The following is a 25081-nucleotide window of genomic DNA, read 5'->3' on the forward strand; positions in this document are numbered from 1 at the left end:
TCTGCAAGTAATCTTGCGAGACTGAGTTTAGATCAGGAAAGTAAGAGTGTTTTTTTAATAAAGCACGCCCGGAAGAGGTCACTACATAGCATGATTTCCTGTCCGGGCGTGTTCGATTCAGCTATCAAAAGTGTTGTTGAGTTTTTTCTCAACCATCACTTTTCTCAGCTTGGCGAATCTTGGCAGACCATTGAGATAAGGCGGGTATTCTTCACCTTCAATCAGCGGCTCAAGGTATTCCCGGCAGACCGGAGTAATGCCAAAGCCTTCCTCATCAATGAACTCCATGGGCATTTTCTTTTCGAAGTTGGCCACTTCTTCCAACTGCACTTCACCGATAGACCAGCGATAGGGCGCATTGGACTCACGGGTGATACAGGGCATTACGGCATTTTTGCCAGTGACCGCCAGTTCAACTGCTGCTTTACCCACGGCATAAGCCTGTTCAACATCCACTCTGGAGGCAATATGTCTGGCTGAACGCTGCAGGTAGTCTGCCACCGCATAGTGGTATTTGAAGCCGTGTTCCCGCTTGATCATGGTGCACAGTGCCGGTGCCACACCACCGAGCTGCTGATGACCAAAAGAGTCGATGACCGTGGTTGAAGCAGATACAAAAGTGCCATCGGCGTATTTGGCGCCTTCAGAGGCGACAATGACACAGTAACCTTCTTCATCCACGGTTTTCTTGACCTTGGCCAGAAACTTTTCTTTATTCAGGGGCGTTTCCGGGAACACAATAATATGAGGAGGATCTCCATTCTGACGGGCTGCCAGTCCGGCGGCCGCTGCCAGCCAGCCGGCATGGCGGCCCATCACTTCCATGACAAACACCTTCGTAGAGGTATCGCACATGGAGGCAATATCGTGGCTGGCCTCTTTGGTGGAAACGGCAAGGTATTTGGCGGCTGAACCAAACCCGGGGCAGTTGTCGGTTACCGCCAGATCATTATCGATGGTTTTGGGAATACCAATGCAGGTGATGGGGTAGCCCATTTTTTCACTGAGCTGAGACACCTTCAGCGCCGTATCCATGGAATCGTTACCGCCGTTGTAGAAGAAGTAGCCGATATTGTGTGTCTGAAACACTTCGATCAGTCGGCGGTATTCTGCTTCACTCTCTTCGAAGGATTTGAGCTTGTAACGGCATGATCCAAATGCGCCTCCGGGGGTTCGGTGAAGTGCTCCGATGGTTTCATGGGATTCCTGACTGGTGTCAATCAGTTCTTCTCTGAGCGCTCCCAGAATACCGTTATAACCCGCATAGACCTTACCAATTTGGTCCGGATAGCGACGTGCGGTCTCGATAACGGCGCAGGCACTGGCATTGATAACTGCTGTTACGCCCCCTGACTGTGCATAAAATGCATGTTTGATTGACATCCTGAGTGGCTCTCGCTGAATAGTAATCTTGGCTTTGAATGTTTCTGTTGTTCTATGGTTTAGCGGGTTTCGATCCGCATAATACTTAAAACAAGCCTGTTTGTCCGTTTATTTAGCGGAATTTTTTCTGTAAAAAGGTAAGGAAAGAGTCTTAAATCCACGGCCAGAACGACTTCGCATTGGCCATATGTTTTCAGAACCGTTTGCGGCCCTTGAAGAGCCGCCAGCGACTGACGATGAGTAAGGATGGTATGCGCATACATATTCTGGGAATCTGCGGCACATTTATGGGAAGCCTCGCCCTTCTGGCCAGGGATATTGGCATCAGGGTCAGTGGTTCCGATGAACATGTCTATCCGCCCATGAGCACACAGCTGGAAGCTGAAGGTATTCAGCTGATGCAGGGCTATCATATCGAACATCTTGACCATGAGCCTGATCTGGTCGTGATAGGGAATGCCATGAGCCGGGGGAACCCGATTGTAGAGCACGTCCTGAACAAGGGACTTGCTTATACCTCGGGTCCCCAGTTTTTTGCCGAGCACATTCTGAAAGACAAATGGGTGATGGCCGCCGCTGGTACTCATGGCAAAACCACAACCGGCAGCATGTTGGCGTGGATTCTGGAATATGCAGGCATGTCGCCGGGTTTTCTGATTGGTGGCATCCCGGCTAACTTTGGTATTTCGGCTAGAATGGGGAAGACTCCGTTTTTTGTGGTCGAAGCGGATGAGTACGATACCGCCTTCTTCGATAAACGTTCTAAGTTTGTTCACTACCATCCCCGTACAGCCATACTGAATAATCTTGAATTTGATCACGCGGATATCTTCGAAAATCTTGCCGCTATCCAGAAGCAGTTTCACCATCTGGTCAGAACAATACCGGGTGATGGCCGAATTATATCTCCGGCGAACTGCGAAGCCCTGAACCAGGTTCTGGCGATGGGGTGCTGGTCGGAACAGGAGCAGTTGGGAGTTGAGTGGACGACCCACCTGACTGCAACGGATGGCAGTGGTTTTGATGTCATCTATCAGGGCAAGGTGGTTGGCCAGGTCAACTGGTCGCATACGGGTGATCACAACGTTGCCAACGGCCTGGCGGCTATAGCCGCTGCCCGGCACGTCGGGGTGTTGCCTGCTCTGGCTTGTGAAGCACTCAGCCTCTTCAAGGGGGTCAAACGCAGAATGGAATTGCTGGCTGATATAGGTGGCATCAAAGTGTATGATGACTTCGCCCATCATCCGACGGCGATTGAAACCACTTTGAATGGCTTACGTGCCCGACATCAGAATGACCGTATTCGGGCTGTTATCGAGCCGCGCTCCAATACCATGAAAATGGGCGTTCATGGTGATGCTTTGTCGGGTTGTGTCAGGAATGCGTCTGAAGTCATCTGGTTTCAGCCCACAAATATTGAGTGGTTACAGGGTGAGTTTATTGACAAAAGCCCCGTTCCTACCCGTGTAATGTCGTCTACTGAAGAGATCATCGATTACCTGATTGAAACTTCTGAGAAGGGTGATCATCTGGTCATTATGAGTAATGGTGGCTTTGAGGGAATTCATCAGCGTCTGCTGGTGAAACTTAATAACGCGGCAGCGTCAGAAAAAGGTTAATACATTGGCTGAGAGAATTACTCTTGCTATTACCGGGGCTTCCGGGGCCCAGTATGGACTCAGGTTGATGCAGTGTCTTGTCGCTTCGGGGGCAGAGATTTTTTGCATGATTTCAAGAGCCGCAAAAGTGGTGATTGAAACGGAAACGTCTCTTCATCTGCCTGACGGCGACCGGGAAGCAGAGGCTGTCTTGATTGATTACTGCAAAGCCAGAGCCGGGCAGATCAAACTATTAGGCCATGAAGAATGGATGTCGCCCGTTGCCTCTGGCAGTGGTGCTGCCAGTAAGATGGTCGTCTGTCCCTGCAGTTCGGGCACATTGTCGTCTATAACCTATGGAGCCAGTAATAATCTGATTGAGAGAGCTGCGGATGTGGCTTTAAAAGAGCGCAGAAAGCTGGTTCTGGTGCCCAGAGAAGCACCATATTCGGAGATTCACCTTGAGAATATGCTCAAGTTGACCCGAATGGGGGCAGTGATTTTGCCTGCCTCACCCGGATTTTATAACAAACCTGAAACCATGGAAGATCTGGTGGACTTTGTGGTGGCCAGGATATTAAGCCAGCTGGACATCGAGCAGACACTGATGCCCGGGTGGGGGCAGTCGTACGTTAATTAGTTAATTCGCGACTGCAGGTTGTGAAGCCAGAGAGCCAGTGCGTCCAGATAAAGTATTATCCGGGTCCCTTCATCCGCAGTCTGAGCGGTTACTTCAGGCTGGAAAGCGTCAGGAAGCTCCTGTTTCACCACTTCCAGTTGATAGTGGGCATGGGGTTGGTCAGAAATTACCAGTGTTCTGCCGGGAGTCGGTGCTGCTTTCATCCACTGAATCAGGGTGTCCCGCGTGTTGGCTCTCTGCCAGTGATTCTGTTTCCAGACTCTGGGAGAGTCAACAAACTCTGTCGGCAGCTTTTTCATCTCCCCGGGAAGTTTCATGGTGGCAAACAGTTGCATGGCACCTTCTGTCTCTGTGATGGGGCGGGCAGTTCTGGCGCCCTTTCCCCGGGCCTGTTCACCAATACTGTTGGCAACAAGACTGTCAATATTATCGATACCCTCTTTCAGTGGACGTTGTCCTACCAGAAAAACAATTTTGTTAAACCGGACACCCTCCTGCCAGAGTTTGGCGAGGTGGTTAAGTCTTCGCTCCATTCCGGGAACCGTTGCCCCCAGGACTAAGGAGTACTCATAGTTTGTAGAGGATGGGAGTAACTCCTGAACGAAGTTGAGCGCCTTAAGGTGACCCATAACCGCCAGATGTTGGTCCGGTGTCAGGGGCAGATCCTTCATCTCCCAGCGCTCCTGACCGGGTTGTCTGCGCCACTGTTGAGAAGCAATGATCAGAGAGTCGAGGGAGTTTGTGTGAGAGATACCGACTTCGTCCATTAAAGTGGCTAAGCCCGACAGTTTCAGAGGGTTAATGACTGTGCTGTGGTCCAGAATCGAGCTGTCAGAGGCGGGGGCATGTCGGTGCATAGAGTCCTTCCATGGAATCAGTCAGAATGGGAAAAGGCAGGTGTTAAAACATTAAGTACCTAACCAGTTGGTTTCGCATATTCTGGACGGCGGCTTTTTCCATCCTTCTGCGTTCCAACTCTGGTTGCGTAGCTATGGCTACGCGCCCGTCGTTGCGCCTTGAAGGATGAAAAAATCCACTCGCCAGAATATGCAAAACCAACTGGCCAGGTACTTACTAAAGCCGTAATAGAATTTTTCGGCCGGGCAGAAGAGTGATTTAGACTATTGCCTGTCAGCCTCCTGGCCTGCTTTCTGAGCGATTCTGATCTGCAGGTTGTGAAGCCAGAGGGCCAAAGCATCGAGGATCATGATGATTTGACTGTCAGGATCTGCTTGCTGGGCCGTTCCCTCGGTGATGAAGCCTTGGGGTAATTCCTGCCGGATGACCTCTTGCTGATAAAGAAGATGCGGCTGGTTTGATACGATCAGGGCAGAGCCGGGTTTGGGGTTGCTCTTTACCCAGCTTTTGAAACTGTCTCTTGTGTTGCCCCGTTGCCATCGATCGACCAGCCAGGTTCGGCTCGATGAGAAGAGTTCAACAGGAATATTTTGCATGTCATCAGGCATTTCAGTGGACATATAGACCATCCTGGCGGCTTCTTTTTCTGTTGCAGGGCGTGCCTTTTGTTTTTTATCCCTGGAAGCCTCTTTACCAATCACGTCAGAAACCAGTAATTCTGTCATGTCGATGTCGTCGTGAATGGGGCGCTCTCCGGATAAAAAAATGATCCGGTCGAAGCGAACGCCTTCCTTCCAGAGTGTGACCAGATGCTGAAAACGACTTTTCATCCGTGGTGCTGTTGCACCTAGCACCAGAGCGTAATCAAACTGTTTCTTATTGGGTTTCTGTTGATTGATTAAGCCCAGGGCTGCCAGATACTTCCTCACCTTTTTTTTCTGTTTGGCAGAAAAATTCAGGTCTGCCACTTCCCAGCGCTCCTGGCCGGGTTTTCTCCGCCACTGCTGAGTTGCTTCGACCATGGAGTTAAAATCTTTCTTGTGAGGAGTGCCCGTTTCAGAGAGCAGTGCTGACAGTGTATCAAGTTGCTGCTGGCTTAATGCAGGATCAGCAGCCAGAGTCTTGGCTGTCAGGAAGAGCGTCAGTAAAAGCCCTGATAGCTGGAGCTTATAGCGTTGATAGGAGCTGAAGTTCATGACCATTGATGGACCCGGTTAAAACACCTCAGCATAGATCAGTTTTTGATTCAATGTGGTAAAGATGGCAAAGAAGATTTCGCTACCGCATTAATCAGGCTCTGATCCAGATCGGGGAGCGCCCAGGCTTCAGGGTAGTTTTTTGAGAGTTCTGCAATCATGATCGAGTATTCTTCTGCCGGTTTATTAAGAAGGTAGGTCAGAAAGGTATAGATGCGGTTGGACATCTGATGATTAAACTGTGTCATCTGTTCTTCTGAGATAGCCCTGGTTTTTTCAGCCTCCTCCAGAACAGAGTTGCGGGTACAGTTAGCAGCAATCATCAGGGCCAGTTTTTTGACGGTATCATCATTCATGGGACTTCCTCAGCTTGTGTGTTTTCCTATCTTCAGTGTAGATCGGTTGAATTCGGTCAAAGTAAAGCGGGTTCTTATAGATCGGGTAATTGAATTTATGGTTTTGAAAGTCAATGGGGAAAAACCTCATGATTGCCTTTTGAGACCTCACTCTTGAAGCACAAAGCGTGGCATTGGCAAAATGCCACGCTATACCAAAAGCAGTTTATTGATACTTAATTATGAAAATTTTCTGCTGTCAGCTTATAAGGCTCATCAGGTTTAATATCTCCATACAGATCTTGATACCTTTGCAGTTTGGCGGCATCCTGGTTGGTCTGTTCCTGTTGTCTGGCAACGTTTGACCAGGTGCTGGTGGCGTAATAAAGCCCGACCGCACCACCCAGGCCCATGCTGAAAGCAGCACCTACCGTTGATCCAAAGAGGAAGCCTCCCGCCAATGCACCACCCATTCCCCATCGGGCGAAGGTTCCCCAGGCTTCATTGATGCGTACACAATACTGCTTGATGCTTTTCCAGGCTCTGGACGTTCCAATGGATTTGATCTTGTCCTTTATAAAGGTCGGTACTTTGATACTGTCCACAGACAGCCCCATAAAGGTTCTTTTGGCTCTGGCGCCCAATTGCTCAAGAGCTCTACCTCCAGCTCTAACCAGAGTATTAGCAGTGTCTATCGCCAGCTGATCATGCGTCCCATTAATGATCTTATGATCCTGAAACACTGGCGTTGAATGCGTTGCTTCTGTTCCGTAAGCCATGGCATACCTCCTTGATAATCCATGAGCGGGTTGGTTTTTTCACGACAGGCAGTATGACATGGGGTGAAAAGAGAGGTCACTGACGGTTCGGTCAGTGTGGCTAACATCAGGCTCTCAGAGGCTCCCTAAAAAGTATCAATGGGACACCTTTGCAGTGAGTACCATTCACTGATGGCGTCTATCTCTTCCCCGGTCAGCATCCTGGCGATATTGACCATGGGGATATGGTTGCCTCGCAGTCCATTCCGATAATCATTCAGCTGCTTCACCATATAGACTTTCTTCTGACAGGCCAGATTAGGATTAATGTCAGCAGTGCCTATGCCGTCGGGGCCATGGCATCCGGAACACAGAACCAGGGCCTTATTTTTCGCAGCTTCCAGTCTCGGAGTCATTTCAACCGGACGAAATTCAGAGCTTTTGTGCCCGGACAGGTCGCATCCGGCCAGCAGGACCGCAGAGAAGAGGCTGATGGGCAGCCAGGGCTTAATGTTCATAATGTTCCCCAAGATACCTCTCTAATGGGTCAGGCTCCTAGCTGAGGCGGTGTGTGTTGAAGGTTAGAGACCTCCGGCTACCCGGTTTAGCCGTGCCTTGCGATGACGTTAGTATTAATGACAAGAATGTGAATCTGTATGACAAAACATTAAACAATGAACTTACATTTTTGTCTAATTCACAAAACTTTAAAAAGGAGGAGTATTAAATGTCGATTTTTTGCATTACACAAAGGAATGAGAATCTACACCAAAATTTCTGAGTGATTTTGATCTTGTTTTGTACGGCTATCGCCTGCTTCAGCTGCGCATCGCAGGGCGACGCCTCGGAACGAACCTGATCAATTGTTATGTTTGTTGTTAAGGTGGATAAATTACTTTTCAGATGAAATAGACTGTAACAAGACTATGGTTTCATAGAAATTGGTGTCGATTCCAATAGACTTGTAAAAGTCATGAAAACCTTGGTTATTGAGAAAAGTACTTAATATTTGTTCCAGTAAAAATTTGGTTCTTGCTTTCAAATCTCCTACCCCCATTGATTCATACGGACGCAGGAAATCACTCAAGCTTACACCATGCAGAGTGGTTGTACCGAACTCTGCCGCCTTTGTAGCAAACTCCTGAGGTATATGCTTATGGAAGACTTGGCTCATTGATTTTTGAAGATTCTGCACAAACACGTCTTTGGCAGATGTTGCAGAAACTTCCAGTTTAGAGTGAAGCACTGAAAAACATGCCCTGAGTTCATCAAGAGTAATGCTAAGCTCTGAAGAACTTTTTAAGTCTTCATGTTTTCCAAACTCCTCTGAGTTTGATGGAAGAGTTTTCTCCATGCCCCGATCAAAAAAATCCAATACTTTTTTCGTTTCAGATAGTAGGTCAGCATGAAGCTCTACGGAACATGTAGCTATTAAAACCAACAAACACCTTATGATCTTCATCATTGTCGTCCAACCGAGTGGTGGTTCTGCAGTATGTATAGTTGAAATTTCTGGGAAAGCATAATGCTGGTTTCAGCTGCTGCACCGCAGGCTGAGCGACCTCCAAAAATCGTCAACAGGTTGGCAATCATGGGTTCCAGCTTTTTTTGCTTATTCGCCACTTCTCCATGGGTGCCACTCCTTTTACGAATGAAATGTAAATAATTTTTAAATAAGGAGATGTGTCATACCTAATCTGCTATACCTGTGGCCTCAAAATGGAAATTTTTGAAAACTTTTGAAGAGTTAGGTGCTGAATAAAATAGCTGCTTTGATACTACCGGGAATGCACAGATTATTTACCTGAACCATTACCAGTGGAATGAGGATCAATGTAAGGCCTCATATAGATATTATTGAGAATATGACATGTGATAGTCTGGGCAGTCTTAAAATTAAGATATTTGTATAAGTGTCATGCTATGAACTTAATTGAAAAAATATTGGTTGCGGTAATAGCTACTTTTCTTTTAAACGTGCAAGGTGCTGTAGCAATTAACTTAAAAGATGTTTTCAAATATGACGTGCCGCTTTTAATTATTTTAAACTATTTAAGCTGTCCAGAAGAAGTAAACCTTATTGAGGCAATTCAAGATGTAGAGGGTATGGAAAGAGCTATAGTGCTGGTAACTAATGATGTGGCCGATAAAGTTAGCCATATTGATTTTTCTTTTGTTTCAGAAACAATCTGGGTCAATGGGTTAAAAAATTGTTTGCAGGAAGATATAATTCGCCTCGATGACCAAAGTTTTACTATAAAGGGGGTACCATTGCCTGGTTTGCTTTCATATTCTCCAATTGATAAATTTGAAGTAAAACTTGTTCAGTCTGTAGTACTTTATGATTGTGAAATTAAATCATGGGTAGGAGAACAGTGGTCTATTGCAGGTCAAAGGAAAGATGGAGTTGTGTTTTTTATTGAGGGAGGGGTTGTTGACTCAACAACTTACGACACAGAAGGTACAATTCTATTAGCTCCGTCTTGGCTGGAGCTTATTAAAAATTTGGATCTTTACGATGCAATATGTCTTTTCAATGGATGTAAAATTTCCCAGGATATGCGACTTTTAATTGTTTCTTGTATAAGCTCGACATCTGATATTTCAAGAATTGTGATGAGTATCTTATGTGAAATAATTAGTGGTAAGCAAAAAGAAATTCAAGAGATTATTCGCCAGTGTAAGCTTCAAAAAACACTTGTTTCAGAGTTTCTCACACTATCCTATATAAACTAGTCATTCATTTCTTTGAATGATGAAATATAGAGTACATTACGAGTTTTTAGAAAAAACACCTCAAAGACTGCTATTGCCAAGAGACTCACTTTAATATTCATTTAATCCTGTTTCAGCCATTCAGTTAAATCAGAGTGGCTGAAACGGATTAAGCGTTTGTATCACTCTCTGTCAAAAGACAGCAAGCCCTGGTCAGGTGACTCTAATCAATGGCTTTTCCATCTTCCGTAAGGCGAAGCCATTGGTGAGAAAACCAGTAATAATGACGTCCATCCATCGAAGGGGCCGTGCAGTTATAGCGACTGCGACCAACTGGCAGTGGCGATTTTGCCTGAGTTGTGAATCGGGTTTTCTCTTTATCGAACCATTTCACTTCAACTTTGCCCTGTCCGGAGACATAACAATTGAGTTGCTGTTTCTGATAGCTGCCATCGGCCAGAGTAAGGGTTAAAGAGGGTGTCAGGTTTTTTGGATCGATGATGGCGGTATCGGGTTCCTGCTGCATCACTGGCAGGGGTCTGCTGTTAACTTTGGTTCTGAAACCACTCATATCGGAATAACTTCCGGACATAGGGAAGCGGGGCAGACGGGTAAAGTCTGATAATGGGCCAACGGCACCAGACTGCTGTCCAAATCCAATATAGCCCATCTCTTTGATCATCTTTCTCAGTTCCGGGGCTGTCTCACCGAAAGGCCAGGCCAGCATTTTCACATTCTGACCGGTTTCTTTCCTGATGCGTTGTTCGGTTTCGGTGATCTCTTTTCTGGAACGCTCGAGCCAGGCCTGATTGGATTCTCCGGGTTGCTTTTCCGGCATATGAGGGTGGTTGAGGGTGTGGTTGGCGATGGTCGCGCCTGAGCGGGTCATCTCCTGAATCTGCTGCCAGGTCAGGAAGTTGCCAAAGCCACTGTCTACTGGCTGAGTGCTGACAAAAATGGTAAAGGGCCAGCCCTTTTCTTTGAGCATTGGGAAAGCATTTTCGTAGATGTTCTTATAAGCATCATCGAAAGTGATCACTACCGTTTTATCAGGCACCGAGTCGCCACTTTGTATGGCTTTGGTGATGGCCTCTATGGGCGCTACGTTAAAGTCATTCTTATCCAGGTAATCCAGATGTTGCCTGAACATCTCTGGCGTAATACTGGTGATAGCCGGGGTCTTGTCACTGACATGATGATATTGCAGGAAAACCGCGCTATCTGCTGCCATAGCCAGTGAAGGTATGAATGCAGCTGCAGCCAGTAATCCTCTCAAGGGCAAAGAGGCAGTGCGGTTGAGTTGCCTGATGCGGGATACTATATGGGGGATCATGTAGCCTCTGTTTTTAAAGTAAGAGTGAGTAATGAGTACAAGGACTGCTTATGAAGAGTTTCAATGTTTGAAACTAAGACATTTACGGTATGTTTGGCAAGCAATGTCAGCTCATGACAAGGGACTGGCTTCAATGAGCAGAAACTGCCATAGGACTCAGGTATCAGTCCGGACCTGGGCATACCAGGAAGATGGGTCTATAAGCTGCCCGTTGTCATCCATTTGCGGGTATTTCAGCCCCCGCTGGTCACAATACCGAGCCAGTTCGGGGTATCCCCAGCGAAACAGGGTTGGGGGGTAGATCTCGGGAGGCAGGCTTGGTTTATCATACATTCCCTTTAACAGACGCTGTCTTTGAGCTTCAACCAGGATGACCGCTGCTGCTACCGAGACGTTGAAAGAAGCCACAATACCTTGCATGGGAATAATAATGTGCTGGTCAGCAAGCTCTGCTGCCTCGGTGCTGATCCCTTTTTTCTCAGCGCCCATCATTACGGCTACAGGTGAAGTGTAATCAACTTCTGAATAGGGGATTGCAGTGTTGGAAAAATGCGCAGCATAAACTTTAAAGCCGCTGGCTTTCAGTTGTGATATACCTTCCTCTACACTGCTGTGATGATGAACATTGACATATTTGTGGCTGCCAACAGTCCTGCCGCGGAAATTTCGATAGCCCATCTTTGGCTGGCTGAGATGAATATCGGGAATGCCTACTGCATCGCAGGTTCGGATAATAGCTGAAAGGTTATGGGGTTTATGAACCTGATCGGTGATTACCGTCAGGTCGGGCTGGCGTCGATCCAGAAGGTGTTTAAATTTCTTGTAACGTTCCGGTGTCATGGCTCTGCTCTCAATATTGTATTGCGTGGCATTTCTCGTAGGTATGATAGGAGTATTTTACATCAATGAATTCACCCAGGGTTATAAGCCTTCTTGCTTTGCAGGAGAACACTGGCTTCTGGCCAAAAATGATGACTCTGAAAGAGGCTTTTTGTGGAATCGGATAGCTTTGTTGCAGTGCATGAATGGCTTCAACATCACGGGTACTGGCTGGGCCCGATTATAGCATTGGCTGCTTTTGTGGAGTCGCTGGTGGCCATCGGTTTTCTCATTCCTGGTGTTGCACTGCTGTTTGCTCTTGGGGCTCTGGCTGGCAGTGGGTTGATGGAACCCTTACCCATGTTGGCCTGGGCTTTTGTGGGCGCGGCCCTGGGAGATGGTGTCAGCTTTCAGGTGGGTTATCATTTACATGGTCGAATTCGCAACTGCTGGCCATTTTCAAGGCATCCCGGTTGGCTGGAAAAAGGCGAACGCTTTTTTGAACGGTACGGTGGCTTCAGTGTTGCCCTGGGGCGTTTTATAGGCCCTATCCGTCCGGTGATTCCAGCCGTTGCCGGGATGATGGATATGCCTCCCCTGCGTTTTTATATTATCAACCTGCTCTCCACGGCGCCCTGGGCGATAGCCTACACCATGCCGGGCTATCTGACCGGTGCTGCCCTGAAGCTGGATGTGCCGCAATCCTTTTACTATCTTTTAACCGGTTTGACCGTTGTTTCGTTGTTGATTGCTTATCTGGGGCTGATTCTGGATCGCAGGTTCTACAGGAAAAAGTTGATGCTGCTGTTACCGGTCAGCTTCATTGTGATAGCGCATATCAGCCTGTTACTTCTGACAGTGATGGACGTCAGTGGTCAGTTTGATGACCACAATCCCAGAATGCACTCGTTTATTGCCAGTATTTCTGTACCGATAGTTGAGTACCTGTCCGGTCTGGTGACCTGGCTGGGAAGTGCCCTTATTCTCTGGTTACCCCTGGTGTTGTTTGCTGTCTACTTTCTCTGGTGCAGGCGCTATAAAAAATTGTTGATTATGTCGACTTGCCTGGCGGGTATGGAGGCAACTCTCTGGTTGATGAAATGGGGGATTGATAAACCCAGACCAGCTGACTTTGATGGTCTGGATCAGTTTTCTTTCCCTTCCGGGCATACCACTCAGGCTACCTTTGTCTGGCTGCTGGTGACCTTATACCTGGTGGCCGCCAAGAGAGGCGTTGTTAAGTTCAGTGCCTACAGTTGTGCCATGATGATTGCCCTGATGGTGGCACTCTCGAGACTTGTGCTTGAAGCCCACTGGTTTGGAGATGTTCTGGCAGGTTTGCTGTTAGGAAGTATCTGGTTCAGTGTGGCGGTGACTGCAGAGAGAGTTTACTTTAACGAGAAAATCCCCAAGCCCCGAATATCCTGATAGAAACCGCCCGGAATGGTTCCGGGCGGTGATGTTCAGAAGAAGAAACTGTGTAGGCTCAGTTTGCCTGAAGGGTTGGAATCGTGAATGTTGATTGCTTCTGGCGACTGAACTCGAAATCAATAAAGTAATTGTCGCTTGTAGGTCTCTTATACTGAGGGTCCTTAGTATCTATAGCCAACACAACCCGGTGCCCTTCCGGTACATCGTAAGCTGTGGTGACCAGCTCGAAGGACATTTCAATTTTTTGTCCGGGTTCGGCCTGAGGCAAGGTTGATACACCGTGGGTGATCAATCTTGCATTACCCAAACTGTCCATGTCATAGAGATAGCCCACCAGTTGTGCCTTGTCATAGTGTGGTTGTACGACAAGGTTAACGGTCGGATTACCCCTTATTTTCATGACGTTCTGCAGCTTATCGGTGTTGAAATAAATGCCTCTGAAATCGGATGCGGCGTAAATGTTAGTGACGACCGGGACTTCAAGCTGTTCCAGAAGTTGTGAAAGAACAGGAATCTGGGTACTGAATAAACTACCCGTCCAGGAGTTGATAGTGTTGTCTTTTGACATCCAGAACGGTGGTTCATAGGGAAAGGTTTCCAAATCGCCGTTATCAAATGCAGACCTTGGATGAAGATAGTACTTCTGCTCTGCAGCTTCTTTTATTGGAAAACCGTCGAACCCTTCATACCGGTCCTGGAACTTTACTTTCATCTGAAACGGACTGGCCTGACTCAGTTCGTTACTTTCACCCTTCAGGTGAATGTCGAACCATTGGTAGACATTGTTCCAGATTCTGTCTTCACCAATGCCCAACAGCGGAGGCAACAGCTCTGCCGTTGCATGGGTTCCGGTCAGCAGATCTATATATTTGGGGGTACTCAGCTGACTGTACATCTCAAGCAGAGAGTTTGCCTGGAAAAGGTTATCGCCATAAGCTTTGGCAAAATAGACGGCAGTATTATTCTGATTCAGTTGCTCGACGTAGCTGATCGGAGACCTTTCATCTGCCCACTCGATAACGGCAGGTAACTGATCCAGCTTCTGGTTTTTAATGATGTTCCAGTTTTCAGCAATGATCGGATCGGGACTGCCTTGGAGGTCAGATAACAAAATCAGTAATTCTCCCCAGGCCAGTCTGGGGGTTTGATTGCCGTAGAGTGCGTCCAGCAAGCTTCCCCAGCTGCTCATGGCGGCAACGGCTTTGACCCGTTCATCCTGAGCAGCTCCGATCAGGCTGATTCCTGAGCCATAAGAGATACCCGCAGTACCAACCGCATTGGGGTTTACAGGGTAGTTATTCAGTAGAAAGTCAATGACCTGACTGTAGTCGGCAATGTCTTTAGGACCAGCCGTGTCAATTTGTCCGGTAGACTCACCAAAGCCCCGGGTAGAATAGCTAAGAACAACATATCCTCGTTCAGCCAGAGCTGCAGCCTGTTGCAGGTACTGGTACTCATTCATCCCCCAACTGTTAATAAAAACGACAGCGGGTGCAGACCCGGTGAGTTGGGTGGGCACAAAGATATTAGCGGTCAGTTCTACGCCATCATTGGTCAGAATGACAATATCATCATCGGTTGTATAGCGATCAGACTCTGGAAACTGTCCATTGTTCAGCAATCCGGCAGCGAACTGAAACAGTGGCTGTATGGATGCGAAGGAATGGAGAGGGAGGAGAGACAATGCCAGGTGAAGAACCAGCAGCTTGAGTAGCCGTTTCGACATGGAGTTACCTTTTTTATTATTTTTATATTGTTTTTTGTTGTTTTTATATTTTTTTCACCCGCAATTGAATCTCGACGATTACCGTTTCGTTTCAACGGGGTGTAACTCATCATACACAGGTTTTAAGTGGGTGTGTATTAACTTATTGGTGCTATCTAAAAACTGCAATGGGCGCCTATGGTTTCAGTCGCAAGAAGGATTAACTGGAAAAGACATACTTTTCCCGCTTGACCTGCCTTGGTCCAAAGCCCAGCTCTTTCAGTTCTGCGGAAGCATCGTCAATCATGGCAGGGTTGCCACACAGGTAAACCAGGTCTTTTTCGGGTGAAAGATTCAGTTGTGGAAACTGATTCTGAAGGTAACCAGGGTATTCGTTGGCGGAGGAGTTCAGTGACTTTTCCCTGCTATAACAGGCCCTGTATTCTATGGATTCGGATAAAGCAGCAAGGTCACGAAAATCCTGCTCGTAAATCATATCGGCCCTGTCTCTTACACCCATCAAAACAAGAATCCGAGTACCTTCACTGGCCAGTTTTTTCAGTTCAGGTACCATGGCCCGGTAAGGTGCAAGACCTGTTCCGGTACCTGCCAGTATGATGCGTCCGTCGTGTTGTTTCGGTACGGTGAGCACACCGAAAGGCCCGCCGATGGACAGTTCCAGACCCGCTTCTGCTTCACTGAACAGAGAAGAGGCAACCCCCCCTTTAACAAAGCTAATGGCTATCTCAAGCTGTTGAGAGTTTTGGAAAGACTCGGGTGAATTGGCAATGCTGTAACTTCTTTTGTAGTCCTGTCCCTGGAAGGAGAAGTGCAACTGCACAAATTGTCCGGGCTGATAGTCAAAACCGGCCTCTAACCTGAAGTCCAGTTGTACGGAGTTCTGACTGAGCTGGTGTTTGGCTGTCAGGGTTGCTGGATAGAGTGGGCGTGGCATTTCGAACTCCTTGAGCGTATTAAATAGAAACTCATTAATCTGTCTCGGGGATTTCCATTAATGTTTTAATATCAAATGAAAGTTTTTGTTTCTTGAAGAAACAGCTTCATAAGGTTCAAACTCTTTCCCGGCGCAAAAGGGAGTACCCTCGTCAAGGTTAATGCCCTGAGAGTGACTTTTCAACAGGGTTCACCTCTCCACGAGGCAAATACAGATTAGCCTCATCACACATCAGAGCTTCAGAAATAAATAAAAAATTTTCAAATTTAAGGTCTACTTTTATGCCTTATCAATCACAAATCTTCAGGAAAATCCGATCATGAAAAATGCAGGGCCTCTGACTATGGTTCGCCTGTTTTTTTTGTTCATCTTGTCTGTCATTTTGCCGCTTTCTGGTCACTGTGCTTTTTATACCAGCCTGTTGAGCTGGTCGGATTGGGGAAGCTTCTCCAAAGTCACTGACACATCGGGGGAGATTAATAAACTATCGTTTAGAGATAACAAACCGCCCCTCCTTCTTACTTATGATCGCAAGGCGGTTGACGAGAACGCTAAAACAGTTTCTGAATTGGCGAACAATCAGCTTTATGTCATCCTTGATAGTCAATCGGGCGATCAATTTAATTTTTGTTTCAGGACGCCCCCCGTATTGTCGACAGGAAATTATCCCACCCCGCCGGTCATTAAAAAGCCTGTAACGGGTCAGGGTATGCCAGATATACAAAATGGGAGCGTGATACGGGTTGCATCGACACCTGACAGTGTTCGCTGGCAGCATGAGTACTCGGTCAGATGGCGTTTACCGGCTGGTCATCAATCGTTGGTTTTGACCATTGAAGATAACGAGAATGGATGGGTTATAGAACCGCAATGCAGCGGTCTTTTTTCAGAAAGCGCTGCTTTACCTTCGTCATCGGGCATTAATACGTCAGCTAACAAAAAAACATCATTTGTCGATATTTTTTACCGCAATAAACAAGCTGTAAAAAATGGGCCTGGTCATTCTGACGTCAGCAGCCGTTTCAGTGGTATACCCGGAGCCGCTGATACTGCCGATAACAGCAAACCCTATACAAGCTCTGGTGGTGGCGGTGTTGGCGGCAACGATGATTTAGACGATTTATTCAAAAAAAGGCCGGGCAGTGGGATGGGCCCTCTTTACTCCTTTGAATGGACCAGTGAGCATGTCAGCAGAATGACCCTGATACCCGGCACTGACGGCCAGACCGTAAAAAAACAGATTTGGGATACCCGGATTGTGCTCAAAATAAAGCAGGGTTGGAATGAGCAGGCAATCATTATTTCGCAGGAACTTTGGGATAAAATAAGAGGTGCAAATCTTGAAAGGAGTTCAGGGCTTTTTCTGGCATTGTCCAGAAATCCCGATAATCCGGAGGCCGTATTTGATCATTACCAGAACAGTAACCTGTCACAACCGTTACAAACAGCAGACTACCGTCGTTATGCGCAGCAAGAGTTCATTTTCAGTCCCAAACAATTACTCAGCGTGTCCGTTTTTCCGGGCTACGTCCCTACAGGGATCGGCCATTCTGGAGGAACCACTCAGGCTGGAAAGCAAACGGCCAACGTTGGACCACCCTCTTACGCCCAGTATCAACGAGAGTATGGTCGTCAAAATCGAGGCAGCCGCAGTGGCAGTGAGAGTGATGGAGATGATGGGTCAGGTGGGTCATCAGACAATGGTTTATGCCTGATTTGTAATAAACCTGTACTTGCCTTCGATAAATGCAAAGAATGTCTGGATCGTGAATCCAGTGAACTTGAGCAGGAACCGACTAAAGAACAGCTCCCTGCAACAGGGCAGGATAAGGAAGTACCTGGGTCAGGAAACATTTTCGCTGAGCAGGAATCGACGGAAGAGCTGTCTGCTGCAACAGGACAAGACAGTGAAGAACCTGTGTCAGGCACAGAAGAGGCTGATCCTTCAGCAATCTACGTATTTGAATGGTTCAAAACGTTGGATTCAGATGGAAGGCAGAGAGATGATTGTTTTCGCATTAATGATAACTATAAGCTCCCGGAACTTTATAGACTTTTAACGCAAAGTTTTGTATCAGATAAAAATGCGCTAAGTAAATTTCATTCGAAATGGGTTAAATTTTTAAATGGCAGTATGTGTCTTTACCACCTTGTTTCAGAAGTCGGTGAATTGGCAAAATCCCAGGGAATTGAAGATTATGTAGAGGTGACAAGAATTGTCAAAGCACTTGCTATTAACAGGGATGAGTTTGAGAACGAAACCAGTTGGAAACAATTCACAAACGAATTGCTGAACTACTTGACGACTAATAATCTTTTGGCTTCTGATGACCCGGGCAAAGTTTTTTATTCCGGATTAGATCAGAGAGAGAAATCAGAATTAATTAATTTTATCTTTGAAATATTTTCTGAAGCGAGTTTGTGGCTAAACGATGAAAAAGTCCCATCAAGGTTTGTAACAATAGCAATGCTAAATAAATTAGCCAGAGATGTTTATGCCAAGTATGGTTTTGGTCTTCCGGATACGGATATGGATTATGAGAACTTATCAGGAATTATTATGTGGGGCTGTGCGAGTTTTGGTCGATATTCTTTTATTACTCGATATAACAGGAAATATTTAGGTAGACATGCCAGTGAAACACTTCATTTTACGGGGTTAAGAGTTACTAGCGATGAAAATGATGATTTTATAGATGTTGAAGCTATGTATACTGCAATGGTTCTTATAAGATCAATGCACGGACAGCGTTTAAGAGATATGTTTCCTGAGCATGTCAGTTTTGCTGAAGGTGTACCCAGTGAGCAACTTGAGCTTTTAGAAAACTTTAGCATTAAAGCCAACGAACAGCTTGTTAAGCTTCTGGAAGCTGCTGAGCCAGAAAAAAAAGACAAATTTATACATAGTATGTTTTTGATCTTTGGTATGGTTCCCAGAGAACTATCTAATGAGCTATCAGATCCCGAAACTGTTCCGTCAACCCAAGCCGTTGCATACGCCACCGCACATCTAACTTTGGATTCTACCGTTGCAGAGGATGAACTCCTGAGTATTGGTTCTAAGCCAGGCATTGATTGACAAAAATTTGCCAAAAATACCGGTGTTCTTAGTGAAAAACAGCTAAGAGATATTGATGCTGAAAACGTCGGGTTTGATGATAAGGTAAAGGCGATGATGAAAAAATGGAAAAGAATGAAAGGCCCGATTACCTTTAACGACCTAACAACTTTGAAACCAGCAAGCCCGGCTTGCAGGGCAAGCCTCTTGTGCTATTTTTCAATCCCCCGTCGTTTACGGTGGATAAGATGTCAGCTCACATACTTCACGGACAATACGGGCCACAGCACTTCTCCATGGGCGGGCATGTACGCCAAAAGTGTTCAGCACCTTATTGGAAGATAGGGTGCCATTGGCGGGAGGTTTGATGCCTTCCCTGGATTCGATGTTGGCCATGATCAGCTTTCGGACGCTCAGGTCGCGATGCTGGGAAGCCTCAGCAATAAGAATTTCGGCGAAGTTGCTTTCAGAAACTGACTCTGTGGTGGAGTAGTGGTAAGTGCCCCAGGTCTGGGCGCCACAATCGAGTTGTTGAACCATGGCGATAATAATCCGGGCAGCATCGTCAGCCGGTGTCGGGCAACCCAGCTGGTCCGGAGTTACATAGACTTCCTTGTTAACCAGCATCTGTTCCGCCAGTCTTCTAAGCATGTTGGGACGACGCGCACTGATGATCCACGACAGACGCAGAATGATATGCCGCTCACAGCGTTCACGGATTTGTTGCTCCGCCTGAAGCCTGCTGTTACCGAGAACACCGATGGGGTTGGTAGGATCTTTTTCGTTATAAGGTTCCTGCTTGGTACCGTCAAATACCCTGTAACTTGACAGCTGAAACAGAATAATGCCTTGACGCTGGCAGCAGTCTGCCAATTCTGCAACGGCGTCTCTGTTGATACTGAAACAGCGGGAAGGCTCATTCTCGGCCTTGACCGGATTGTTATAGGCCGCAGCATTGATGACCAGATCTGGCTGGTGGTGGTTGAGACAGCTCTGAATCTGATCGGGCCTGGATAAGTCCAGTTCCGTTCTGTCCGGCGCGTGCCAGGGAATACCTTTCTCTGTCAGTCTTTTGCAGACTTCATGGCCGACCTGACCGGTTTGACCGATGACCAGTACTTTCATACTTGGATTCCAATATCACAGGCTTAATGATTAAAAGGCTATTGAAGCACGAATAGCTGTCCAGGGGCACAGGCGTTTGAGTGTTTTGTCAGAAAACATGTTTGTTTTCCTGATCTATCCTTCCTCTCTGTAAACCGGAATGCAGGGATAGAATTATTAAACACTCACCCTTTGCGACACTGCTGTCACTGCTACTGTCGTTGTCTGTTATCTGTCAGGCCGGATCGTTGACAAGACGTTTTGTTGTTGAGCTTGAACGGGATGCAGGCTCCCCAGAACAAAACTTTTCTATAAAACGTGACTGGCATACGTTGCCAGGTAACCCATCAGATATTGTCCACATAAACGACTATGCAGAACCCGATTTGTCACCTGATAAAAAACGACATAGTTCATCTGGTTATGGAATAGAAAAGACCGTCATTGAGTCGATTTCGTGGCAATGGCTTTACGCTTCGAATCTGCTGATTGCTTATGAACTGTTTGTTATCACAAAAGTGACCCTCATGAGTGACGAGCCTTATTTATGGCTGCCTTTGGAAGTGCCTTTCGCTGTTGCCTGGCTTTTAAAAATCTATTGGAAGCCCAATACACAGCTGTTTAGCCAAATTGAGCAACAGGCGACATCTATGTTGATACGAGAGGATCACCTGTTTGCAACCATCACCGCAGTGTTTGGCTCTACAGGGAACTCACCTCAATACCAGTCGTCAGAATCATCCAGCCAGCCAGCCCCAAAAGCCACCCTGTCGCCTATAAGCTCTTTTAATGGACCCCTGAATAATGACTATAGCGGCGGAAACGGAGGCAATCAGCAACACCAGCACACCCTGGGTTTAAATTGTTTTATTCATCCCTGTCATGGCTTTTGTCAATTGCAGCCCTTGTCCAGTAGCAGCAGGCCCGCTGAATGGCCCCTGAATACCATGGAAAGCTCATGCGTTCACCAGACTACTGGACACTGCTCAAGTTGTATGAGGCATTTTGATCCTGAATATGCTGCGGAGTTCCGTCAAAACCCTCTTATCAATACATTGCATGAACTTTCTGACATTCAGCTCCTATTGGATTCTGATCCACTATTTGGTGGCAGTGATGGTAACCTCACAGACTTAATCCATGATGCCATTGACGCTCCCGGGTCACTCAATGATGATGTGCCAATGCTCGGGCATCTGTCTTCCATTGCCGATGATATTGCGGTCATTAATGGGTCACTCGATCTAGAGCATCTTTTCAAAGAAGACGAGCAGGCCTTTACGCTTAGCCCTTCAGAAATACAACAAACCACCGCTGAGTCATCCCAATTGGCGCAAAGCCAACCTCATCTTTCCCGGACAGGCGCAGTAAAGGCTAAAGCCGAAAGAGCTCAAAAAGCCTGTGAGTTGACCGTGGTCGGGGAGGACGGCCAGCAGCGGCCATGCGGGAAGTTCTTTAAGAGTGATGGAGCCCTGGCGAATCACAAGAGCAAATACCATACCGGGCAAAAAGTCTGTGGTCAGAGCGTGGTCGGGGAGGATGGCCAGCAGCGACCATGCGGTAAGGTTCTTAAGAACATTAAAGCCCTCTGGGGCCACAAAAGTAAATGCCACAGCGGGCAACAAACCTGTAAAGTGATCGTGTTCGTGGAGGGTGGTCAGCAGCGGCCATGCGGGTGGCTCTGCAAGAATGCCAGTGCACTGACTTATCACAAAACTAAATACCACAGCGTGCAACAAACCTGTGAAGTGACTGTAGTCGGGGAGGATGGTCAGCAGCGACCATGCGGGAAGGTCTGTAAGAATGCTGGAGTCCTGTCGAGCCATAAAAGTGAATACCACAGAGGGCAACAAATCTGTAAAGTGACCGTGGTCGGGGAGGATGGTCAACAGCGGCCATGCGGGAAGCTCTGCAAGAATGTTAAGACCCTGTCGAATCACAAAAACACATGGCACACCGGGCAAAAAACCTGTGTCTTGATTATGGTCGGGGAGGATGGTCAGCAGCGACCATGCGGGAAGGTCTGTAAGAATACCGTAGCCCTGTTAGACCACAAAAGTAATTACCACAGCGGGCAAGAAGCCTGTAAAGTGAACCTGCTCGGGGATGATGGTCAGCAGCGGCCATGCGGGCGGCTCTGCAAGAATGCCAGAGCACTGAGATATCACAAAATTAAACACCACAGCAGGCAAGAATCCTGTACGGTGAACGTGTTCAGCGAGGATGGTCAGCAGCGACCATGCGGGCAGCTCTGCATCAATGCTCATGCCCTGTCGATACACAAAAGCATATGCCACACCGGGGAACAAACCTGTGACTCAACCGTGATAGGGAAGGATGGCCAGCAGCGACCATGCAGGAAAGTCTGCAAGAATGCTAAAGCCCTGTCGAATCACAAAACAAAAGTCCACAGCAAGCAACAACACTGCCAGCTAACCGTAATCGAGGATGGTCGACAGACGGTCTGCAAAAAACCTCAAGTTCTATCAAATCACAAAAGAAGAGATCGAAAACGCAAGCATCCTGTGGGCGAGGACGATGAACTCAGTCCTCCTGCAGATAAAGTGAATAAGTGTGGTTACCAGGGGAAGCTGACGGACTGATATCTATCAACGCTCCGGGAGCTTATCGGACTTAAGTGTCCTCTGCACGGGGTCGCCTAGACGGGGTCGCCTGGACGGGGTCGCCTAGACGGGGTCGCCTAGACGGGGTCGCCTGGATGCGCTATTTTTTGTCAGACTGCCAGTAAGCATAGGAGCAGGATTTTTGAGGCTTTTGACAGAAAACATATTTATTTTCTTGATCTATCCTTCCTCTCTGTAAACCGGAATGCAGAGATAGAATTATTAAACACTCACCCTTTGCGGCACTGTTGGCACTGCTACTGTCGTTGTCTGTCATCTGTCAGGCCGGATCGTTGACAAGACGCTTAATTGTCGAGCTTGAACGGGATGCAGACTCGCCAAAACAAAACTTTTCTATAAAACGTGACTGGCGTACGTTGTCGGGCAACCCACCAGATGTTGCCCTCATAAACGACTATTCAGAACCAGATTTGCCACCTGTTAAAAAACGACACAGTTTATATGGTTATGTCATAGAAAAGACCATCATTGAGTCGATTTCGTGGCAATGGCTTTACGCTTCGAATCTGTTGATTGCTTACGAACTGTTCGTTACCACAAAGGTGGCTCCCATGAGCGCCGCCCTTTATTTATGGCTGTCTTTGGAAGTGTCTGTCGCTGTTGCCTGGCTTTTAAAAAACTATTGGAGGCGCGATATACGGCTTTTTAGCCCGATTGAACAACAGGCGGCATCTATTATGCTGACACGTTGGGAGTACCGGTTTGCAACCATCACCGCAGTGTTTGGCTCTGGAGAGAACTCACTACAATACCAGTCGTCAGAATCATCCAGTCAGCAAGCCCCAAAAGCCACCCTAACGCTTATAAGCTCTTTTATTAACCCTCTGAATGATGACTATAGCGGCGGAAACGGAGGCGATCAGCAACACCTGCACACTTTGGGTTTAAATTGTTTCATTCATCCCTGTTATGGCTTTTGTCAATTGCAACCCTTATCCTTCGGTAAGCCCGCTGAATGGCCCCTGAATACCCTGAAAAGCTCATGCGTCCACCTGGCTACTGGACACTGCCCAGGTTGCATGAAGCATTTTGATCCTGCATATGTTGAGGAGTCCTGTCAAAATCCTTTTTTCAATACATTGCATGATCTTTCTGATATTCACCTCCCGTTCGAGTTTGAGCCAACATTTGAAGGCATTGATGATCACCTTACAGGCTTAGTCCAGAATACCATTGACGCTAACGGGTTACTCAATGATGATGTGCCAGCGCCCGGGCATCTGTCTTCCAGTGCTGATGATTTTGCGATCATTAATAGGTCACTCGATCTACAGCGTCTTCCTAAAGAAGATGAGCCTGCCTTTAAGCTTAAACATTCAGAAACACAACAAACCACCTCTAAGTCATCCCGATTGGATCAGAGCCTACCTCATCTTTCCCGGACAGACGCAGCGCAAGCTAAAGCTGACAGCGCCCAGAAAACCTGTGAAGTGATCGTGTCAGGGAAGGACGGCCAGCAGCGGCCATGCGGGAAGGTCTTTAAGAGTGTTCGAGCTCTGGGGAATCACAAAAGCAAGTGCCACACAGGGCAAAAAGTCTGCGGTCTGAGCGTGGTCGGGAAAGACGGTGAGCAGCGGCCATGCGGGATGGTCTTCAAGAATGTTGGATCACTGGAGAATCACAAAAGCAGATACCACACGGGGCAAAAAACCTGTGACCTGACCGTGGTCGGGGAGGACGGCCAGCAGCGGCCATGCGAGAAGGTCTATAAGAATGCTCGAGCCCTGTGGAGTCACAAAAGCAAATGCCACACCGGGCAAAAAGTCTGTGATCTGATCGAAGTCCGCAAGGACGGCCAGCAGAGGCCATGCGGGATGGTCTTCAAGAATGCTGGATCACTGGAGAATCACAAAAGCAGATACCACACGGGGCAAAAAACCTGTGACCTGACCGTTGTCGGGGAGGACGGCCAGCAGCGGCCGTGCGGGATGGTTAACAAGAATGCTGGCGCCCTGGCGAATCACAAAATCAAATGCCACACCGGGCAAAAAGTCTGTGATCTGACCAAAGTCGCGAAGGACGGCCAGCAGCGGCCATGTGGAAAGCTTTGCCAGAATGCTAAAGCCCTGGCGGATCACAAAGGTAAATACCACAGAGGGCAAAAAGCTTGTGCAATGATCGTGGTCGGGGAGGATGGTCAGCGGCGACAATGCGGGAAACCCTTCATGAATGCTAACAGCCTGTTATATCACAAAAGAAGAGAACACTCCGGGCAACGAACCTGTGAAGTGATCGTGTTCGGGGAGGATGGCCAGCAGCTGTCGTCTGGGACGGCCTGCAAAAAACCTCAAACCCTTTCCTACAACAAAAGAAGAGATCGAAAACGCAAGCCTGCTTTGGGCGAGGACGATGAACTCAGTCCTCCGGGAGGTAAAGTGAATAAGCGTGATTATCAGGGGAAGATGACGGACTGATACCTGAACGCCTCTGGAGCTTATCGGGCTTAAGCGTCCTCTGTGGTCGCCTGGATGGGGTCGCCTAGATGCGCTATTCCCAGTCATACTCCCAGGGGGCACAGGAGTATGATTTTTGAGCGTTTTGGCAGAAA

The 25081-nt window shown here is 47.5% G+C and carries 19 protein-coding genes; 7 read left to right on the forward strand and 12 right to left on the reverse strand.

Features of this window, described 5'->3' with window-relative positions:
- Positions 1–117: 117 nt before the first annotated feature.
- Positions 118–1383, reverse strand: coding sequence for a 6-phosphofructokinase (locus tag ACO6VG_RS11810; protein WP_422474051.1), 1266 nt, complete (start codon positions 1381–1383; stop codon positions 118–120).
- 251 nt (positions 1384–1634) lie between these two features.
- On the opposite strand from ACO6VG_RS11810, the gene mpl reads away from it, so the two are divergent.
- Positions 1635–3002, forward strand: coding sequence for a UDP-N-acetylmuramate:L-alanyl-gamma-D-glutamyl-meso-diaminopimelate ligase (gene mpl, locus ACO6VG_RS11815; protein WP_422132457.1), 1368 nt, complete (start codon positions 1635–1637; stop codon positions 3000–3002).
- A 67-nt stretch (positions 3003–3069) separates the two neighbouring features.
- Entirely contained in the window at positions 3070–3621 is a 552-nt protein-coding gene (locus ACO6VG_RS11820) for a flavin prenyltransferase UbiX (RefSeq protein WP_422137072.1), read from the forward strand.
- On the opposite strand, the gene ACO6VG_RS11825 is transcribed toward ACO6VG_RS11820, so the two are convergent.
- The 6 genes from ACO6VG_RS11825 to ACO6VG_RS11850 all read right to left on the reverse strand — a co-directional run bounded on the left by ACO6VG_RS11825 (position 3618) and on the right by ACO6VG_RS11850 (position 8233).
- On the reverse strand, positions 3618–4478 hold the full coding sequence (locus tag ACO6VG_RS11825; RefSeq protein ID WP_422474053.1) for a hypothetical protein: 861 nt from the start codon (positions 4476–4478) through the stop codon (positions 3618–3620). The genes ACO6VG_RS11820 and ACO6VG_RS11825 overlap by 4 nt on opposite strands.
- 264 nt (positions 4479–4742) lie before the next feature.
- Complete coding sequence (locus ACO6VG_RS11830; protein ID WP_422132459.1) at positions 4743–5675, reverse strand: hypothetical protein; 933 nt, start codon at positions 5673–5675, stop codon at positions 4743–4745.
- A 50-nt stretch (positions 5676–5725) separates the two neighbouring features.
- Positions 5726–6031: a hypothetical protein gene (locus ACO6VG_RS11835; protein ID WP_422132460.1), complete on the reverse strand. Its 306-nt coding sequence runs from the start codon at positions 6029–6031 to the stop codon at positions 5726–5728.
- Between the two features lie 215 nt (positions 6032–6246).
- Positions 6247–6789 (reverse strand): hypothetical protein, encoded by a 543-nt coding sequence (locus ACO6VG_RS11840; protein WP_422132461.1) that lies wholly within the window; start codon positions 6787–6789, stop codon positions 6247–6249.
- Between the two features lie 125 nt (positions 6790–6914).
- Positions 6915–7286, reverse strand: a complete 372-nt coding sequence (locus tag ACO6VG_RS11845) for a c-type cytochrome (RefSeq protein WP_422132462.1) — start codon at positions 7284–7286, stop codon at positions 6915–6917.
- Positions 7287–7660: 374 nt separating this feature from the next.
- Positions 7661–8233 (reverse strand): hypothetical protein, encoded by a 573-nt coding sequence (locus ACO6VG_RS11850; RefSeq protein ID WP_422474055.1) that lies wholly within the window; start codon positions 8231–8233, stop codon positions 7661–7663.
- A 458-nt stretch (positions 8234–8691) separates the two neighbouring features.
- On the opposite strand from ACO6VG_RS11850, the gene ACO6VG_RS11855 reads away from it, so the two are divergent.
- Positions 8692–9504 carry a hypothetical protein gene (locus ACO6VG_RS11855; RefSeq protein WP_422137165.1) on the forward strand — a complete coding sequence of 271 codons (813 nt, stop codon included), beginning with the start codon at positions 8692–8694 and terminating at the stop codon, positions 9502–9504.
- A 202-nt stretch (positions 9505–9706) separates the two neighbouring features.
- Here ACO6VG_RS11855 and ACO6VG_RS11860 read toward each other — a convergent pair whose 3' ends face one another.
- Entirely contained in the window at positions 9707–10816 is a 1110-nt protein-coding gene (locus ACO6VG_RS11860) for a polysaccharide deacetylase family protein (RefSeq protein ID WP_422474057.1), read from the reverse strand.
- A 156-nt stretch (positions 10817–10972) separates the two neighbouring features.
- Entirely contained in the window at positions 10973–11656 is a 684-nt protein-coding gene (gene trmH / locus ACO6VG_RS11865) for a tRNA (guanosine(18)-2'-O)-methyltransferase TrmH (protein ID WP_422132466.1), read from the reverse strand.
- A gap of 153 nt (positions 11657–11809) precedes the next feature.
- On the opposite strand from trmH, the gene ACO6VG_RS11870 reads away from it, so the two are divergent.
- The gene (locus ACO6VG_RS11870; protein ID WP_422137166.1) at positions 11810–13063 is read left to right on the forward strand and encodes a bifunctional DedA family/phosphatase PAP2 family protein; all 1254 of its coding nucleotides are present in this window, start codon (positions 11810–11812) and stop codon (positions 13061–13063) included.
- Positions 13064–13121: 58 nt separating this feature from the next.
- Here ACO6VG_RS11870 and ACO6VG_RS11875 read toward each other — a convergent pair whose 3' ends face one another.
- Positions 13122–14792 carry an alpha/beta fold hydrolase gene (locus ACO6VG_RS11875; protein ID WP_422474059.1) on the reverse strand — a complete coding sequence of 557 codons (1671 nt, stop codon included), beginning with the start codon at positions 14790–14792 and terminating at the stop codon, positions 13122–13124.
- A gap of 199 nt (positions 14793–14991) precedes the next feature.
- Positions 14992–15726 (reverse strand): FAD-binding oxidoreductase, encoded by a 735-nt coding sequence (locus tag ACO6VG_RS11880; RefSeq protein ID WP_422132469.1) that lies wholly within the window; start codon positions 15724–15726, stop codon positions 14992–14994.
- A gap of 826 nt (positions 15727–16552) precedes the next feature.
- Between ACO6VG_RS11880 and ACO6VG_RS11885 the strand changes: the two genes are divergently transcribed.
- Positions 16553–18805: a hypothetical protein gene (locus ACO6VG_RS11885; RefSeq protein ID WP_422474061.1), complete on the forward strand. Its 2253-nt coding sequence runs from the start codon at positions 16553–16555 to the stop codon at positions 18803–18805.
- Between the two features lie 213 nt (positions 18806–19018).
- Here the strand turns inward: ACO6VG_RS11885 and ACO6VG_RS11890 are convergent, their stop codons facing one another.
- Positions 19019–19909 carry an SDR family oxidoreductase gene (locus ACO6VG_RS11890; RefSeq protein WP_422132471.1) on the reverse strand — a complete coding sequence of 297 codons (891 nt, stop codon included), beginning with the start codon at positions 19907–19909 and terminating at the stop codon, positions 19019–19021.
- A gap of 200 nt (positions 19910–20109) precedes the next feature.
- On the opposite strand from ACO6VG_RS11890, the gene ACO6VG_RS11895 reads away from it, so the two are divergent.
- Entirely contained in the window at positions 20110–22491 is a 2382-nt protein-coding gene (locus ACO6VG_RS11895; RefSeq protein ID WP_422474063.1) for a hypothetical protein, read from the forward strand.
- 269 nt (positions 22492–22760) lie between these two features.
- The gene (locus ACO6VG_RS11900; protein ID WP_422474065.1) at positions 22761–24947 is read left to right on the forward strand and encodes a hypothetical protein; all 2187 of its coding nucleotides are present in this window, start codon (positions 22761–22763) and stop codon (positions 24945–24947) included.
- Positions 24948–25081 lie beyond the last annotated feature (134 nt).

Origin of the sequence: Endozoicomonas sp. ALB032 (genome assembly GCF_049310125.1) — a bacterium.
Taxonomy (GTDB): domain Bacteria; phylum Pseudomonadota; class Gammaproteobacteria; order Pseudomonadales; family Endozoicomonadaceae; genus Endozoicomonas_A.

What these genes read in the sequence shown, in the direction of transcription:
- ACO6VG_RS11880 (WP_422132469.1), bottom strand. Translation starts at nt 15,726, where the DNA reads ATGCCACGCCCACTCTATCCAGCAACCCTGACAGCCAAACACCAGCTC.
- mpl (WP_422132457.1), top strand. Translation starts at nt 1,635, where the DNA reads ATGCGCATACATATTCTGGGAATCTGCGGCACATTTATGGGAAGCCTC.
- ACO6VG_RS11835 (WP_422132460.1), bottom strand. Translation starts at nt 6,031, where the DNA reads ATGAATGATGATACCGTCAAAAAACTGGCCCTGATGATTGCTGCTAAC.
- ACO6VG_RS11850 (WP_422474055.1), bottom strand. Translation starts at nt 8,233, where the DNA reads ATGATGAAGATCATAAGGTGTTTGTTGGTTTTAATAGCTACATGTTCC.
- ACO6VG_RS11855 (WP_422137165.1), top strand. Translation starts at nt 8,692, where the DNA reads ATGAACTTAATTGAAAAAATATTGGTTGCGGTAATAGCTACTTTTCTT.
- ACO6VG_RS11890 (WP_422132471.1), bottom strand. Translation starts at nt 19,909, where the DNA reads ATGAAAGTACTGGTCATCGGTCAAACCGGTCAGGTCGGCCATGAAGTC.
- ACO6VG_RS11840 (WP_422132461.1), bottom strand. Translation starts at nt 6,789, where the DNA reads ATGGCTTACGGAACAGAAGCAACGCATTCAACGCCAGTGTTTCAGGAT.
- ACO6VG_RS11830 (WP_422132459.1), bottom strand. Translation starts at nt 5,675, where the DNA reads ATGAACTTCAGCTCCTATCAACGCTATAAGCTCCAGCTATCAGGGCTT.
- ACO6VG_RS11875 (WP_422474059.1), bottom strand. Translation starts at nt 14,792, where the DNA reads ATGTCGAAACGGCTACTCAAGCTGCTGGTTCTTCACCTGGCATTGTCT.
- ACO6VG_RS11820 (WP_422137072.1), top strand. Translation starts at nt 3,070, where the DNA reads ATGCAGTGTCTTGTCGCTTCGGGGGCAGAGATTTTTTGCATGATTTCA.
- ACO6VG_RS11825 (WP_422474053.1), bottom strand. Translation starts at nt 4,478, where the DNA reads ATGCACCGACATGCCCCCGCCTCTGACAGCTCGATTCTGGACCACAGC.
- ACO6VG_RS11845 (WP_422132462.1), bottom strand. Translation starts at nt 7,286, where the DNA reads ATGAACATTAAGCCCTGGCTGCCCATCAGCCTCTTCTCTGCGGTCCTG.
- ACO6VG_RS11810 (WP_422474051.1), bottom strand. Translation starts at nt 1,383, where the DNA reads ATGTCAATCAAACATGCATTTTATGCACAGTCAGGGGGCGTAACAGCA.
- trmH (WP_422132466.1), bottom strand. Translation starts at nt 11,656, where the DNA reads ATGACACCGGAACGTTACAAGAAATTTAAACACCTTCTGGATCGACGC.
- ACO6VG_RS11860 (WP_422474057.1), bottom strand. Translation starts at nt 10,816, where the DNA reads ATGATCCCCCATATAGTATCCCGCATCAGGCAACTCAACCGCACTGCC.